The following is a 15,533-nucleotide window of genomic DNA, read 5'->3' on the forward strand; positions in this document are numbered from 1 at the left end:
TTATTCCTGTACAGTAATCAGGGCGAAAGGAGCAATCGACGATTTGCCTAAAAAACATGTCCAACCTAAATAACTCTCTGTATTGGCGCTTAATTTCAGATCTTTGATCTGATTGTTGGCGAGGATTAAACAGAGATCCCACGCCAGTTGATCGCGCAGAATAAACGAGACAAAGTTGACTAAAGCGGCGTATAACGATCCGGTGGGTAAAAACTGTTTCATTTGTGCAAAACTTAAGTCACTGATTGTTAACTTAAACTTGCCGTTATTGTCCGGCATACGACTTCCGGCAATAAAATTTTTACCGAGTACGCAATTCTGTACGCCAATTCGGTTACGCTGAGGGTCTGGGATATTGACCCAGCGAAATTGCCAAGATCGAATCTCGACCTGGCTAAGTGAAAAACAGTGTGAGATAAGCGTCGCTATTAATTGCGGTGAGCGTCCTGAATTAGCCAAAATACCGGCGTAGGTGAGCATTTTATTTCGATCAATCAATAAGGCATCACGCATCATGCGTGATTCTAGTCCGACTAACGCATACATTTTCGCTGAAAACTGGTCCCGTCCGGCAGGCTGAAAACAGATAAAATAGCGGTATTTGCGCCAGATCTTATATAGGTAGCTGGCTAAGCGGTGATGAAATAGATTAAACAGCGTGATCATTCTCGGATCTTCTGCCAGCTCTTCCCAGGCCATATCATCCAGATAATAGCTGGGTAAGGGCGAATGGGCGCCCGTTAAGCTAAGAAAGGGCGTTTTAATCTGTAGCTGGTCGTTGACGATGGTTACTGAGGTGATATCACGCGTAACAAAGGCTAAAGTTGAGTCACTGATAAATCGAATCGGATCTTGATCGGGTGAGTAATCAAGTAATGTATCCACGTCGATACCTTGCGCCTTGTAGAGCAACTCGACGAGCTGAAAAAATTGATAGCGCTCAGCGTCGGCCGGGATTAGTGATTGATCAACTGCCATTGGTAAACCTCATGCGTTGATGCATTGACTAGATTGAGAAAATGAAATGAGTTCACTGCCGCATAGCCTGCATAAAAATGCGCAATGATCGCGCCAAACAGATACATTTCGCCTTCACTATTAAAAGCGTCCGGCGAGATACGTAGCGTGGATTCATAGCCACCAATCACCGCGTCGGTAAACGTATATTGAGCCGGCACTGCGTCAAATTGCACAATCCCTTGTAACAATTTTTCCAGTCCCTTCTCGGCTCGTGCGCTATAGCGGGTGGTGAAATTGTAGTTTTTTAAAATTTGGCAGAGTGAGGTTTTATTGAGCAGCGATAAATAGTTTAACGATAACGATGAGATGGTACTCCACTGTTGGCTGGCATTTAAATTGGGTCGTATAGCGCGCGAGGGATAAGTCACATTGCGCACCTGAATATAATTCGGTATTGAATCATCGGTACGACAGATATCGCCGATCCGCAGATGCTGAGCGATATCATTATTACTACACCGTGCCCGGATTGAGATCACCTCTTGCTGATGGTTAATCAGTGTTTCATCACCTCGTACAAAAGCAATGGAATACTGAATTTTATCACTGTTCAGCGTAGGCTGCTGATGAAGATGATAGTAAAAAGGGTGCTGCTGCTTATTCTGTTCAAGTTGATGATGAAAGCTATCGAATAGTGCATAGTGGCGGCTTTGTTGATTTAACCAACCCGTGACCTGGTCGATGGCAAAGAGTTCATAACAATCCTGATGCTGAAAATCAATTGTCAACGGATAGGTGGTTTTTCTGCCATCAAGCAGAATCGGTTCGCAGTCGTATTCAAACAGATTGATGGCCGGTACACAGTTACTTTTTATTAAATCAGGGGCGATTTTGACTGTCGCCGGTAAGGCCTGGCTAAACTTTAGCGTTAAGGTCAAATCACGGGTCGTGATTTGACTAAAATAGTCAGGTATACCTTGAATATCAAAGAATAAAAAACCTTCCGGAAAACAGAAATACTCATGCAGTAACCGATAGCCATTAAAGGTATTGCCTGGATAAACGAGCATGGCCTCTTCATTGTCAAAGCCAACTGGCTGAAAGCGAAGTGCCGGTAGAGCAAAGGTATTTTCGTCAATCATCAGCATCGCTTGGCTCAGGTACTGAGAAAACCACAGATAAAGTTGCGAACCGGCATGCGCATCCGATCCGCAATAAAGACGCAATTTATCTAGTTCATCAGGACATAAATTGACAGGGTGATGGGCGTGAAAGTGAATAGCCAGTTCATCACCGTCACGCTGTGTGACCTTTGTAATATTAAAAGGACTGACCCAAGTATCGCGACACACGCTAAAAGTGCAACTTGTCTCTCCGGCCGAGGCAGGTTGACTCTGCACGGTGCTACCGGCGGTGATTAAGGTCGTATGATCGTGTTGATTATTGAAGGCTAATATCGTCAGGCTTGGCGTCTGCTGTAGATAGTTTGGCCACAGAATATTCATTAAACTGGCGGTTAACTGTGGATAAGCCTGTTCAAGCTTTGTATTCAGTAATGCGGTCAGATAGGTTAAACCATCTAAGGTACGGTTGATATCTGGATCAAACGAAGGTTCAGACAGAAAATGGGATAACTGAGGATAAGCCTGCGTAAACTGTTTGCTGTCCTGATAGAGATAGTCTCGCTCCTGCTTGAGCCTATGATCCTTAGTCATAATGTCCTTGATAGTATTGCGTCGCCATGGTTTAGATAACGTTCAGTTTATTATCGTTTAAATGAATATCAATATTGATGCGGTCTGATTCGCTGAGTTGATCCAGATAAGCCATAACAGTAAAGTAATGGGCAAAGGTGAGCGGATCTTGTCTGACGGTAACATTGACTTGACTAATTCTCGGCTCATACTGCTCAATACAGTATTGAATAGAATAACAAATCGCATGTTGGATCTCCTCACTACCTAATAAGGCATCATTAATATCAATGATGCCGAGTTCTCGGCTGCCGTGACACTCGCCTGGTCTGGCATTAAAAATACGTTGCAGATTATGTTTAATCGAGACAATCAGAGCCGCCTTACCGCTTGTGGCAGATAGATTATCTTGCCGTAAACGTTCAAATAAACTGGCTTTATTGGTATCTGTGCGCCAGCGGCGTAACGCAGCCATAACTAATTACTCCTTATCCAGACGTCCAATCAGCGATAAATCCGTATAAGAGCCCATAAACTTCATATGTGGACGTAAGTGTAGGCGAGTTTTTGACCAGCCAGGTTCACCAGGAATATCAGTGACTTCAAGACGAATCGCTCTAAAGGGGCGACGACAACGTACATCTGTCGGTGGGTTTTCCTGATCCGAGACATACTGTTTCAACCAGATATTCAAAAAACGCTCCATATCGACCGACTCTTTGTAAGAACCAATCTCTTCGCGCTGAATCACTTTTAGATAATGCGCTACCCGGGTGGCTAACATAATGTAGGGCAGCTGGGTGCCCAATTTTTGATTGGTCTCTGCTGCTTTGCCCTCCTCGGTATTGGGGAAGGTCTGGGCTTTTTGCACTGATTGAGCGGAGAAGAAGGCGGCATTATCCGAACCTTTACGCATGGTTAAAGCAATAAAACCTTCTTCGGCTAATTCAAATTCACGGCGATCAGTAATTAAGGTTTCAGTTGGGATCTTGGTTTGCAATTCGCCCATGGCTTCAAAAACATGTACCGGCAGATCTTCAACCGCGCCACCACTTTGTGGACCGATAATATTAGGACACCAGCGATATTTAGCAAAGCTCTCCGTTAAACGTGTAGCCAGCGCAAACACCGAATTAGACCAGAGATAGTGCTCATGATTGTGGCTGACATCCTCCTGATAGGCGAAGGTTTTAATCGGATTTTCGCTAGGGTGATAAGGTAACCGGGCAAGATGTCTGACCGTGGTTAACCCCAACATCCGTGAGTCTTCAGCCTCGCGCAATGAACGCCATTTGGTATACACCGGACTTTCAAAAATAGAACTTAACTCTTTGATGGTCGACAACTCGGTATAACTATCAATACCAAAAAATTTAGGTGAGACTGACGATAAGAAGGGCGCGTGTGCCATACTGCCGACAGCAGAAACATACTGCAGTAACTTCATATCCGGTGCGCTGGCGGTAAACTCATAATCAGCGATGACAGCACCGATCGGTTCGCCACCAAACTGACCATATTGATCGGAATAAACATGCTTATAAAAACCAGATTGAGTAATTTCTGGCGCAAATTCAAAATCTTCTAGCATTTCGTCTTTGGTGACGTAGAGCAGGTTAACTTTAATATTTTCTCTAAAATCGGTACGATCAATCAATAGCTTCAAGCCTCGCCAAGAGGATTCAATTTTCTGTAAAGTTGGGTTATGTAAAATTTCATCGACTTGTCGGCCTAGTTTGGCATCGAGTTCAGCAATCATGCGATCGACAAGCTGCTTATTGATGGGTTCGTCCGCATTATCGGTATCGAGTAAATTAGCAATCAGCGCGGCAATACCTTGTTTAGCAATGTCATAGCTTTCGTCAGTCGGGGCGTAATTGGTTTGTGCAGCAATCTGATCGAGAAGACTACTACAATTAAATATTTCTGCTTCAGAAGCGGTGTTAAGTGCTGCTTTTGACATAATTACCATTCCTTTTTATAACCATCCGTTTATCGACATACCAATAAACTGCTTAATCAATAGTGTTACACTTTATCCGATGACAGCAGGTTCAGTTCCTGAAGTAATTGTTCCCGACTGGCTTCATCATTGAGAATAGCTTCTAATTGTGCTCGGAAAGCCGGTTTATTACCTAATGGACCTTTTAACGCGACAAGCGATTCGCGCAATGCGAGCAGTTTTTTTAGTTCAGGCACCGAATTGGCAATACTGTCCGGTGAGAAATCTTTCAGATTGTTGACTTTCAGTTTGATTGGCATTTCTGATTCAACACGTTCATCCAGCCGGTTGCGGACAGCGAACTCCAGTTCAATATCCGAACTTGCCATCACGGCATCAAAATTATTCTTGTCAATTGAGATAGGCTTACGCTCTTCAAGTGGTCGATCCTGCGGCTTGCCGGCAAAATCACCTGTAACTAACAAGTGTAGTGGCAGCTCTTTTTCAGCGACTTGGCCATTGGTTTCTGTGGTGTATTTGATGTTGATACGCTCTTTTGGCGCAACACTCCCTTCTTTATTTGTCATAAAATCATTCCTTTTTTGATAGGAGAATCCAATTAAATTTAGCCACTAGATGCCTTTTTGTGTCTCGGTAAGTCAAGGTTTTTTCTAGCTTTTTTTAACAAAGAATAGAAAATATACCGTAAACGCTTAATAATTATTAGCTAAAGTGATTTAAAAATGCAATCAAATTATTTGTAAAATTTATCTTGGAACGTAATTTTTATTTAATTATTTAAATCAAAAGCTTAGTCAATTGCTGACTGTGTAAGGTTTTAGCCTTTTTTTTATGTGTAAAATATTTTTTTGTAAATATTTATGTTGTTTTTTTGATCAGTTTGTGCTCTACTTACGTCCAGTATTTTGTCTTTGTTGTTGATTTATTAAAAATATTTTAACGCAAATAACTGACGTTTTTATAAGTAAAAACGTTATATGACAAGGAAAAACGATTATTTAATCGACTCGTTGATTGTTTCTTCTCATCTAGAATCGGCAATCAAGGTAGCATTGGTGTTTTATGGAAGTTTTATAAAAAATTATCCATATTTTATTTCAGCAAATGTTAAGGAGAATGTTATGTCAACACCGTGTTTTGTTGCAATCAAGGGAAAGACACAAGGCAATATTACCGAAGGTGCCTATACCTTAGAATCGGTTGGGCAAGGGTTTATTGAAGGTCACGAAGATGAAATGATTGTGCAGGCCGTTGAACATGAAGTGTTTGTGCCAACCGATCCGCAATCTGGTCAGCCTTCTGGTCAGCGTCAACATCGACCGCTCGTGCTAACGGTTGCTTTAAACAAAGCCATTCCACTGCTTTACAATGCCTTAGCCTCTGGTGAAACCTTAACTGAAGTGACTTTAAAATGGTATCGTACTTCGCCGGATGGTAAACAAGAGCATTTTTTCACTACCTCGCTAGAAGATGCCACCATTGTCAATATCGACCTGAATATGCCTAATAGTCAAGATCCGGCGCTCGCCAGTTTTACTCAGCTCATAAAGATTAGTCTGGCCTATCGTAAAATTGGCTGGGAGCATACTGTATGTGGCACTTCCGGGGCGGATGACTGGCGTAAACCGGCTTAGTCGTATCATTCTCACTGAGAAGCAGCGCTGTTAGCCAAACGGGCGTCGCTGCTTAGTCTGTTTGAGTGAAGGGAACCAGGGCGATGGATTTAAAAGATTACTTTCGCGACGAGTTAAACTACCTTCGTGCGCTAGCCAAAGCACATTCAAAGCAAAATTCACTGTTTCAGGATTTTTTAACCGCCTTCGATAACGAGGGGGATATTGAATTTTTATTTGAAAATTTCGCCTTTTTGATGGCTAAACTGCGTCAGCAGGTCGACGATGCTTTTCCGCAAATCACTCAGAATCTATTATCGCGCGTGTGGCCGACACCGATTCGGCCATTGCCTTCTACGGCAATCTTGAAATTCTGTCCGAAATCAGCTGATATCCACCAGATTTCAGCTGGTTCAACGGTGAAAAGTCAGGCTATTGCGGGCGAGTACGCGCTGTTTCGGACAGTGCGTGAGATAGCAGTGATACCGCTGGAAGTCAAAAGCTGTCATTTACAAAACAGTCCAACCGCCTGCAAAATGAGCTTAACCTTAATCTGGCATGGCTCCTTGACCGACAATCAAATCTGGTCGCCATTGCCGATCCCATTTCTGCTCAGCGCTGACACACAGTTGGCTGGATTACTCCAACTGTGGTTTCAGCAGTATCTCTGTCAGGTAAGTGTCAGTGATGCGGATCAGGTTTATGCGCTTCCTTGCCAGGTGGTACAAAACTTCCAGCCAGCACCGGATAAACTGGTGCTACCGCTCGCTATCAAACTATTTTGGCGTCTGCAGCTGCTGCAGGAGTACTTTCATCTGCCACATGTGAATGATTTTATGACGATCGATTTAAGTGCCGCCTTGACACAGCTTAAGCTGGATGAAACCAGATCGTTTACTCTGACTTTTCAGTTTGACACGCCACTGCTCATCGATGATCCACTGGATAACCAATCGGCATTTTTGACTAACTGTGTACCGGTGATCAACCTTTATCCACATCATACACCAATGTTTGCGTTTCACCTAGGTCAGAGTGACTATCGGTTGGATTTAGCCAACGGTAAGCGTATCTATCAGATCAATGCCGTTTACTCACCGTTAGAGCCGGCCTACCGCTCCGAGCGAGGTGACAACATTCAGTACTGGCCGATCACCCAATTTACCGCCCATCACTTTGGTGCGGATAATCCTATTTTTTATCAAACCATGTTCCGATCCAATGTGGTTGGCCAACCTGAGCATATCATGACGTTTATTGATAGTCAGGGTGAGCGGGTGACAGAATTTTCACAGCAGAACTATCTTTGCGATCTGTTGGCCACCGATGGCGATAAGGCAGCAAAATTACAGATTGGCGATATCAATCTGCCGACACTGAGTATTACCAATAACCTAAAATTTCACAATATTACCCGACCGACGCCGGAAATCTTACCGTTACTCGACAGCGAGCGTCACTGGTCAATGATTTCTCATTTTTCGTTAAGTCCTCTGTTTATCAAAGATATGGCGGCGATTAAGCAGTTGATTAGCGATTTTAATTATCACGGTGATTTGAATGTGCCTTTTAAGCAGCGTATTGATAAACAGTTGCAAGGCTTGATTGCGATGGACGCCAAACTGATTGACTGGATATTTGACGGGGTGATGAAAAGGGGCATTGAAATGACCGTGACCTGCGATCCTAGTCATTTTGTTAATGAAGGTGAGATGTATCGCTTTGGCTTCATCCTAGCCAATGTACTGCCATTTTGCCTGACCAGTAATAATTTTTTAATGATGAAAATAGTTAACAGCCAAACCGGGCGGATCTGGGTGCTCGCGCCGATTAGAGGGAGCCGGGAGCAAATCTAGTGCTGTCTGACCACTTGAGTAAATAGGCGTGGTCAGACAGTGAGTCGCAACGCAAAATCATGTCTATTGAGGGCGAATGATTATCCGTTAGGTGCCAGATAGCCAAAATTAAAGGCGTGTTCACAAACAGATATGCAAAACCGACGTTGATCGGTGGCGTAATCAGACAAAAGGGTTAAACATATGATAAAGGCGAAACCATATACCAGCATGGCAAGTGCTGCCGGAGTAGCTGGGTCGGTCAAGAGCGCGCTGGTTAACAGTGCGGATAAAACCGGACTTTACTTTTCTATACAAATTGGTGAGTTACCGTTAGACACCTTTGATGTAGTCGAATTTACCCTGAGCGAGGGCCTTTCTGACCTGTTTACCTTAACCGCGACTTTATCGAGTAAAAATGCCAATGTTGATTTGCAGCCGCAGTTGCTGCAAAAAGCTCAGCTGACGGTGTATGTTGCTGGTCAAAAACAGCGCACGGTTAATGGCATTGTCGAGACCGCCGAGCGGGGGGACAGCGGCTTTAAACGCACCTTCTATACCTTTATTATTCGGCCGTTACTCTGGCAATTAACCTTAACGCAGGATAGTCGTATTTATCACTTCAAAAGTGTGCCAGAGATCATTGATGAAATTTTACAATTGTTCAACATCCCCTTTGATAAAAAATTGATGGATTCTCATGCCATGCGAGAATATACCACCATGAAGCGGGAGAGTTATTATGCGTTTTTAAGCCGTCTGACCGCTGAAGAGGGCATCACTTTCTGGTTTGAGGAAGACAAACTGTTTTATAGTGACAGCCATCTGGGTATGACGGCGGGCATTTCACTGATTTATAACCCTCATCCGCAGGCAGCTCATCAACACCCAGTGATTAGCGCGTTAACCTACGCCTGTTCGATGCGTCCGACCAAGGCGAAAGTGAAAGATTATCGTTATAGTCATCCGGATGTGACGATGGACGCTAAAAGTATAGCGGCAAAGTCTTTACCGACCTTTGAAGTGTACGATAGCTATGGTCGTTATGAGGATGAACAAACCGCGCAGCAATTTAGCCAGTATCGTTTAGATGCCCTGCAGGCCGATAGTGAAACAGGCCAGGCCGTTAGCAACTGTATGTTACTGATGCCGGGTAAAATTTTTAGCTTGACTGAACATCCCACCCAGAGCATGAATAACCGCTGGCAGGTTGTCAGGATCACGCACCACGGCACCTTACCCCAGTCACTGGATAATGAGCGTGATGACCGCCCAGCCAGCCTGACCAATCAATTCTCATTCATTCCCGGCAAAAATGAGTGGCGACCGCCGTTTATTCATAAACCGCTGGCTGATGGGGAAGAGATCGCTATGGTGGTTGGTCCGGCGGGTGAAGAGATCTTTGTGAATGAAGATGGGGCGGTTAAGGTGCATTTTCACTGGAACCGCTACGACGAGGCAGATGAGAATGCCTCCTGTTGGGTGCGAGTAGTACAGAACTGGAATGGTGATGGCTTTGGCTTTTTGTCTATTCCGCGTATTGGTCAGGAGGTATTGGTCGGTTATATCAACGGCGATATCGATCGGCCCATTATTATGGGCACCACTTACAATGGGAATAACCGGCCGCCACTCAATTTACCAGCGGCAAAAACACAGATGTCGATCAAATCCAAGACTCACAAAGGTCAGGGCTTTAATGAGATGCGATTTGAAGACGACGCGGGTAAAGAGGGCATGTTCTTACATGCCCAGAAAGATATGGATACCACGGTGCTGAATAACAGAATGACTAACGTTAAGGCAAACCATACTGAAACGATTGGCGCCAATCAAACTATAAATATCGCTCAAAATCAGAATTTAAAAATATCGGCTAATCACAATTTGGCTATCCAGAACGCATCAATGACGTTGGTCGGTGGCAGTAGCCAGCTTCAGGTAAAAGGGATGGTGAAGATCGCTTCCGCAACGGGTATTCGCTTCGATTGTGGTGCAGCAGCAATCGAAATTAATAGTAATGGCAGTATTGCTTTAATTTGCAATAAATTTAGCTTATTTGCCAAAGATCTGGTCGAGATAACGGGTCAGAAACTGATTGAGTTAAATTCAGATAGTGCAGCAGCAGCCTTAAAAGAAGAGCCAGTTGCAAGCAATATTGAACAGGCATTAAGTGAGACCTTTATCACAAAAAATAGTTAAACCAGTATAGGTAATAAAATGATAAGTCATGCGCTTGACACAACAGGAATAACACAATGAACTATCAAATCAATGAAGGCAAGCTAACGCTGATTGATGATCTGATTGATGAATCTATCAATATTATCAAATTTCCCGCGCGGCAGGCCAGTCTGGTGATATCCAGAGCGGTATTAAACCAAGACCAGACTGAGGAAGCTTACTTTGCCTGGCAGATGGCAGCGTTAAAAAGAAATATGAAACGTTTTTTACTCGGTGAACGTAAAGCCACGATACTGGGTGTTGAAACCGAGAATCATAAGGCTATTGCGGCTTTTGAAACGCAGCTTCAGTTTGAACAGAAAGGGGTAGTGGTTCACCAATTGCTGTTATCTGCGCAGCTGCCTAGCTCAATGCGGCTGTTGGTGCTGACTTATGCGCAGGGCCGACCAATAACCGAGCTTGACAAACAGTTTTGGCAATCAATTAAAACGTCCTTCGTGGCAGTTTAATCCAATATTTATCAATTGAATGAGAAATATTTAAGTGGCGTAAACAAAGGGAAGAGAGTATGGGCAATTGTCTGGCCGCTAAAATGGGCGACCCGTTAGAGCATACATCATTTTGGGCTGATTTAGTGGGGGGAATAGTCAAAGGTGCCATTTATGCGGCGGTGGGGATCGCCGCGGCAGCACTAATTGTGGGTACCGGCGGTACCGCAGCCTTTCTGATTGGTACCGCCGCATCACTCGGGTTTGGCTATATCTTTGGTGATGCGGTGGATGCCATCAGTGATTTTGCCAGCGATCTAGTCAGCAGCGTATTTGGCAAATCTCAGGACGCGATCATTGACACGGGTTCCCTTAACGTTAAAACCAAAAATCGCCCTGCGGCGAGAGCGGCGGGTAAAATCCCAGCCGATATTTTGGCGGCAGAAAACGCGCAGTATATTACAGACGGCAAGCCGTCAGAAAAGAATAAAGCCATGTCCATTGCTGAAGGAATACTGTCTAAAGCCTATGCGATTTCACCGGTAGGCCTTGCCGCATCAGCGGGAAAAAAGATCGCTAACCTGTTCTCGAATGAAAATCAGACAGAGCCAGTCTCCCCTGAAACACCACAGGATAAAGGAGAAAAGAAGAGCTTTGGGCGAAGGGTAATGGAAGGGATTCTGGCGCCCCCAGTCGCATCCGCCCATTTAGATGCCAGGCCAATGGCGTATGATAAAATTGTCTGTCAAAAATGGCACTTTTTTGCTGACGAAGGCCTTTATCTGGCCGAAGGTTCAAAATCGGTGTTGATCAACAGCCAACCCGCCTGCCGCAACGATGACCGTAGCACTTGTGAAGCCACTATTGCCCACACTCAAACCGATAAGCAGGTGATTATTGGTGGTAAAAGCGTAGTGGTACGGGATATTAAGAGCGGTAAAAATCCATTTGCCTCGATAGGGGGCGAAATATTGGGTGGGTTATTTGTCGGTATTCTCCGGGCTGGGATTCGTAACGGGCTAAAATGTATTGGCTGTCTATTCATCAGTGAGAGTGTGGGCACGGCACTAGGCAGCGTGGCAGGTGCAACGATTGGTGAAGCGATCTCAGATATTTTCTCAAGCGGTCACCCGGTGCATTACCCGACCGGGTCAAAACTGCTCAGCGGTGATGAAGAGCGTGATTTTATGTTGGATGGCCGGGTGCCGCTAATCTGGCAGCGGGTTTACAGCAGTATGAACCGGACAGCAGGGCTACTCGGTCAGGGCTGGACGCTGCCGTTTGAAGTTGGGTTGCGGATTGAGAAAAGCGCCAGCAAATCTAATGAGAATAACGTGATCTATACCGATCTTACCGGCCGAGATATCGGTCTCGGCCATGTCGAGCTAGGTGACACCCTGTTTTATCCGGATGAAGGCTTACGCCTTTACCGCAGTGTCCACAATATCTTTCTGATTGAAACGATTGAAGGTGAATATTGGCTGTTTGAAGCCGATCCTTGTAAGCCCAATCATCTGCGTCTAAGCAAAACCTTAGACCGTCATAACAACAGCTTAAGTTATATCTATAACGCGGATGGCCAGTTAAGCCATATTCATGATGATATGCAGACAATTTGTGTACGCCTGAGTTACTTAGCGGATGGTTCCGGCCGGCTACAGGTAGTCTATCAGCAGAGTGCGGATGATCGGGCGAAAGAGCGCATTTTGGTCAGCTATGCGTATAATGATCACCATCAGCTTGTCTCCGTCACGGATGGCGATCACTGCGTAATGCGACGGTTTGCTTATGATGCGCAAAATGGTCTGATGAATTTCCATCAGTATGCGGCCGGCTTGTCATCCCATTACCGCTGGCAGGCGCAAACCGGCGAAGATGCTTTTGGTCATCCGATGTGGACCGTCTCAACACACTGGTTAAGTGACGAAACCGGCGAGAAGCTGGAACAGAGTGAATTTGACTACGATATAGCCGGACGCCGGTTAACTCTGCATCAGGTCGGTTTAGGTACCTCATATCGCCATTGGGATGAGCAGGGACAAATTACCGATTATACCGACGTGGAGGGCTATCAATACCAGCTAAAATGGAATGCGACTTCTCAGCTCAGTGCATTAACCGATCCACTGGGCGGTGAATACCACTTCAGCTACGATGATTACGGTAATCTGGAAGTAGCCTGTAACCCGTTGGGCGAGCAGTTCAGCACCACTTGGGATAAGCACTTTTTTGTGCCCCGTATTCGGGTATTACCGGATGGTGCCCACTGGCAGTACGAGTACAGTGAAACCGGCAACCTGATTACGGAGATAGATCCGGAGGGTCAGAAGACCACCTATCGCTATAATGCGCTCGGTGATCGGCTCGAGACGATCGATGCGCTGGGTAACCGTTTTCGCTATGGCTATAATGAGCAAGGTCTGTTAACCAGCCAGATTGACTGCTCTGGTTATCGTGATACTGTGTTTTACGATGAGTGGGGACAACCGTTAGTCAGTCAAAATGCTATCGGCGATTCGCTGCGTTACACCTTCTCAAACGCCTTCAGACTGACGGAAATCAGACAGTCGGACGAAACTTCGAGGCAATTTTACTATCATGATAATGGGCTGCTAAGCTCGGTCAGGGATATCGATAATACGATAACCGAGTATGATTATAACAGCCGCGGTCAGCTGAGCGAACGACGCGCACCGGACAACAAACGGTTAAGGTATACTTATGATGGCTTTGGCCGCTTAACCACACTCTATAATGAGAAAGGCGAAGCCTACCGTTTTGGCTACACCTGTCGGCACCAGCTCAGCTTTGAGACCGACCTATCCGGACAAACGAAACAGTATCAGTATAATGCCCTCGGTTTACCGGTATTGCAGACGCATTACCCGGATAACACCGGTGACCCACAGGCGCCACGGTTTACCGTCTACCAGCGTGATGCGTTAGGCCGGCTTAGCCAAAAACGCAGCCACGATTCGGTGACTGATTACGTTTATAACAAACGTAACACTTTAATTCAGCGCAGTACCTTAGCCGACTGGGCTGAGGCTAAAAACGCCGGGCAACCGCTAGAGAAAGCCAAGCTGACTACGCTCAGCTTTGAAACCGATGCTTCTGGTCAGCTTATTGCGGAACAGAATCACGGTGGTGAATATCGCTATCAGTATGACGCACTGGGCAATCTATTAAAGACCTTATTGCCTGATGGTTACGCGCTCAATCACCTCTACTATGGTTCGGGCCATCTAAGTCAGCTCAATCTGACCACGCCTGAGAATAAACGCCACACCATCGCGGAGTATGAACGCGACCGATTGCACCGCGAGGTGAGCCGCACCCAAGGCGCCTTAACGCAGTTACTCCAGTTTGATAATCGCGGCCGGCTGACTTGCAAACAGAGCCGTATCAGTCGGTTAAGCAACCACGCCCAGCCGCTGTTAGATAAACGGTTTGACTATGACAAGGCCAATAACCTGACCCGTCAGGTGAACGGCGTTGGTCCCTATCCGGAGCAAATACTCGATGGTAGCGCACGTTATGGCGAACGCTATGCGTATGACTCATCTCAGCAGATTACCCGCTACTCATCACATTACGATGAGCAGCGCTTTGTTTATGACCCGGCAGCTAATCTGCTCAATGAGACGGGTGAACTTTGCAAGGCCAACCGGCTGGCCCAATATCATGGTTATTATTACCGTTATGATAGCTTTGGCAGACTGATTGAGCGAACTCAACCCGTCACCTACCTCAAGCAGACCTTTAGCTATGATAGCGAAGACCGGATGACAGCGGCTCATGTTGACGGCTTAAAACATCGCTCCCACACCAACTACAATTACGATGCGTTAGGCAGACGAATAAGCAAAACCACTCACCATTACGATAAGTATGCAAACCGCGAGTGGACAGAAACGGTCAACTTTGACTGGCAAGGACTCAGGCTCAGCGGCGAGCAGCGCAGCCTGAGCCCCGACCGCCGGGTACATTACCTATATAATGAGCCGAGCTATGAGCCGCTGGCTCGCGTGATTATTGATACCCATCCGCAAACCGAAGTACAGAGCGAAACTATTGAGTACTACCATACGCTGCTTAATAGTCTGCCAACCGAAATGACCAATAGTGAGGGTGACATTATCTGGCAGGCTGATTATACTTTGATGGGTAGTCTAAAAAGTAGTCAACAGCGCGACCAGGAAGTTTACCCACAGCAGTTGAGGTTTGCCGGGCAGTATCATGACAATGAGACTGGACTGCATTATAATACCTTCAGGTACTACGACCCGAACTGTGGGCGATTTACTCAGCCTGATCCGATAGGGCTGGCTGGAGGACTGAACCTTTATCAGTATGCGCCGAATCCGTTAGGATGGATGGATCCGCTGGGGTTAAGTTGTGGGCTGTCGTTTTTTAAAGGAAAAATAGGAAAAGATAATCCATTCTCTGCATCACAGATGGGAATTGTTAAGCCCGGAACGAAGGAATGGAAGCTTGCAATTAAAGAAATGCAAGAAGTCTTAAATGATACAGGAGATGGGCGTAAGTTTCAGGTGAGGGTTCAATCAAGTTCAGATGCTAAGGCTTTGTTAAAAGAAGCACAAGGAAACATGAACAGATATAAGCAAAATACTTATAGCCGAGCATCTGGAGAGAATAAATATAGTAAAGGTTATGAACAGCATACACAGAATGAAGGTAATATTTTGGATTTGAATCATATAAAATGGTACAACAAAGGCGCTGACGGACATATATTTTATGATATACCTAATTGATAGAAGGACCTATAACTT

General features: G+C 45.4%; 10 protein-coding genes. 5 read left to right on the plus strand and 5 right to left on the minus strand.

Annotation, left to right across the window (positions count from 1 at the left end; translation table 11 throughout):
• The 5 genes from tssG to tssB form a co-directional block, all read right to left on the minus strand.
• Positions 1-978: a type VI secretion system baseplate subunit TssG gene (gene tssG / locus RHO15_06540; protein ID WVD63136.1), complete on the minus strand. Its 978-nt coding sequence runs from the start codon at positions 976-978 to the stop codon at positions 1-3.
• Positions 957-2,675, minus strand: coding sequence for a type VI secretion system baseplate subunit TssF (gene tssF / locus RHO15_06545; GenBank protein WVD63137.1), 1,719 nt, complete (start codon positions 2,673-2,675; stop codon positions 957-959). Before tssF (RHO15_06545) ends, tssG begins: the two co-directional genes overlap by 22 nt.
• A 31-nt stretch (positions 2,676-2,706) precedes the next feature.
• Positions 2,707-3,129 (minus strand): type VI secretion system baseplate subunit TssE, encoded by a 423-nt coding sequence (tssE, locus tag RHO15_06550; protein ID WVD63138.1) that lies wholly within the window; start codon positions 3,127-3,129, stop codon positions 2,707-2,709.
• Between the two features lie 6 nt (positions 3,130-3,135).
• Positions 3,136-4,617 (minus strand): type VI secretion system contractile sheath large subunit, encoded by a 1,482-nt coding sequence (gene tssC, locus RHO15_06555; protein ID WVD63139.1) that lies wholly within the window; start codon positions 4,615-4,617, stop codon positions 3,136-3,138.
• A gap of 65 nt (positions 4,618-4,682) precedes the next feature.
• Positions 4,683-5,183 (minus strand): type VI secretion system contractile sheath small subunit, encoded by a 501-nt coding sequence (gene tssB / locus RHO15_06560; GenBank protein WVD63140.1) that lies wholly within the window; start codon positions 5,181-5,183, stop codon positions 4,683-4,685.
• 555 nt (positions 5,184-5,738) lie between these two features.
• Between tssB and RHO15_06565 the strand changes: the two genes are divergently transcribed.
• From RHO15_06565 to RHO15_06585, 5 genes are all read left to right on the plus strand, one after another.
• Positions 5,739-6,251: an Hcp family type VI secretion system effector gene (locus RHO15_06565; GenBank protein ID WVD63141.1), complete on the plus strand. Its 513-nt coding sequence runs from the start codon at positions 5,739-5,741 to the stop codon at positions 6,249-6,251.
• An 83-nt stretch (positions 6,252-6,334) separates the two neighbouring features.
• On the plus strand, positions 6,335-8,086 hold the full coding sequence (gene tssF, locus RHO15_06570) for a type VI secretion system baseplate subunit TssF (GenBank protein ID WVD63142.1): 1,752 nt from the start codon (positions 6,335-6,337) through the stop codon (positions 8,084-8,086).
• Positions 8,087-8,269: 183 nt separating this feature from the next.
• Entirely contained in the window at positions 8,270-10,267 is a 1,998-nt protein-coding gene (gene tssI / locus RHO15_06575; protein ID WVD63143.1) for a type VI secretion system tip protein TssI/VgrG, read from the plus strand.
• Between the two features lie 56 nt (positions 10,268-10,323).
• The gene (locus RHO15_06580) at positions 10,324-10,758 is read left to right on the plus strand and encodes a DcrB-related protein (protein ID WVD63144.1); all 435 of its coding nucleotides are present in this window, start codon (positions 10,324-10,326) and stop codon (positions 10,756-10,758) included.
• Between the two features lie 59 nt (positions 10,759-10,817).
• Positions 10,818-15,515: an RHS repeat-associated core domain-containing protein gene (locus RHO15_06585; GenBank protein ID WVD63145.1), complete on the plus strand. Its 4,698-nt coding sequence runs from the start codon at positions 10,818-10,820 to the stop codon at positions 15,513-15,515.
• The last annotated feature ends 18 nt before the right edge of the window (positions 15,516-15,533 follow it).

This window comes from Orbaceae bacterium lpD01, assembly GCA_036251705.1.
In the GTDB taxonomy this organism is placed as follows: Bacteria; Pseudomonadota; Gammaproteobacteria; order Enterobacterales; family Orbaceae; genus Utexia; species Utexia brackfieldae.

Excerpts from the sequence above, each read along its gene's own strand:
- tssG (WVD63136.1), bottom strand. The coding sequence starts at position 978 with ATGGCAGTTGATCAATCACTAATCCCGGCCGACGCTGAGCGCTATCAA.
- tssF (WVD63137.1), bottom strand. The coding sequence starts at position 2,675 with ATGACTAAGGATCATAGGCTCAAGCAGGAGCGAGACTATCTCTATCAG.
- tssE (WVD63138.1), bottom strand. The coding sequence starts at position 3,129 with ATGGCTGCGTTACGCCGCTGGCGCACAGATACCAATAAAGCCAGTTTA.
- tssC (WVD63139.1), bottom strand. The coding sequence starts at position 4,617 with ATGTCAAAAGCAGCACTTAACACCGCTTCTGAAGCAGAAATATTTAAT.
- tssB (WVD63140.1), bottom strand. The coding sequence starts at position 5,183 with ATGACAAATAAAGAAGGGAGTGTTGCGCCAAAAGAGCGTATCAACATC.
- RHO15_06565 (WVD63141.1), top strand. The coding sequence starts at position 5,739 with ATGTCAACACCGTGTTTTGTTGCAATCAAGGGAAAGACACAAGGCAAT.
- tssF (WVD63142.1), top strand. The coding sequence starts at position 6,335 with ATGGATTTAAAAGATTACTTTCGCGACGAGTTAAACTACCTTCGTGCG.
- tssI (WVD63143.1), top strand. The coding sequence starts at position 8,270 with ATGATAAAGGCGAAACCATATACCAGCATGGCAAGTGCTGCCGGAGTA.
- RHO15_06580 (WVD63144.1), top strand. The coding sequence starts at position 10,324 with ATGAACTATCAAATCAATGAAGGCAAGCTAACGCTGATTGATGATCTG.
- RHO15_06585 (WVD63145.1), top strand. The coding sequence starts at position 10,818 with ATGGGCAATTGTCTGGCCGCTAAAATGGGCGACCCGTTAGAGCATACA.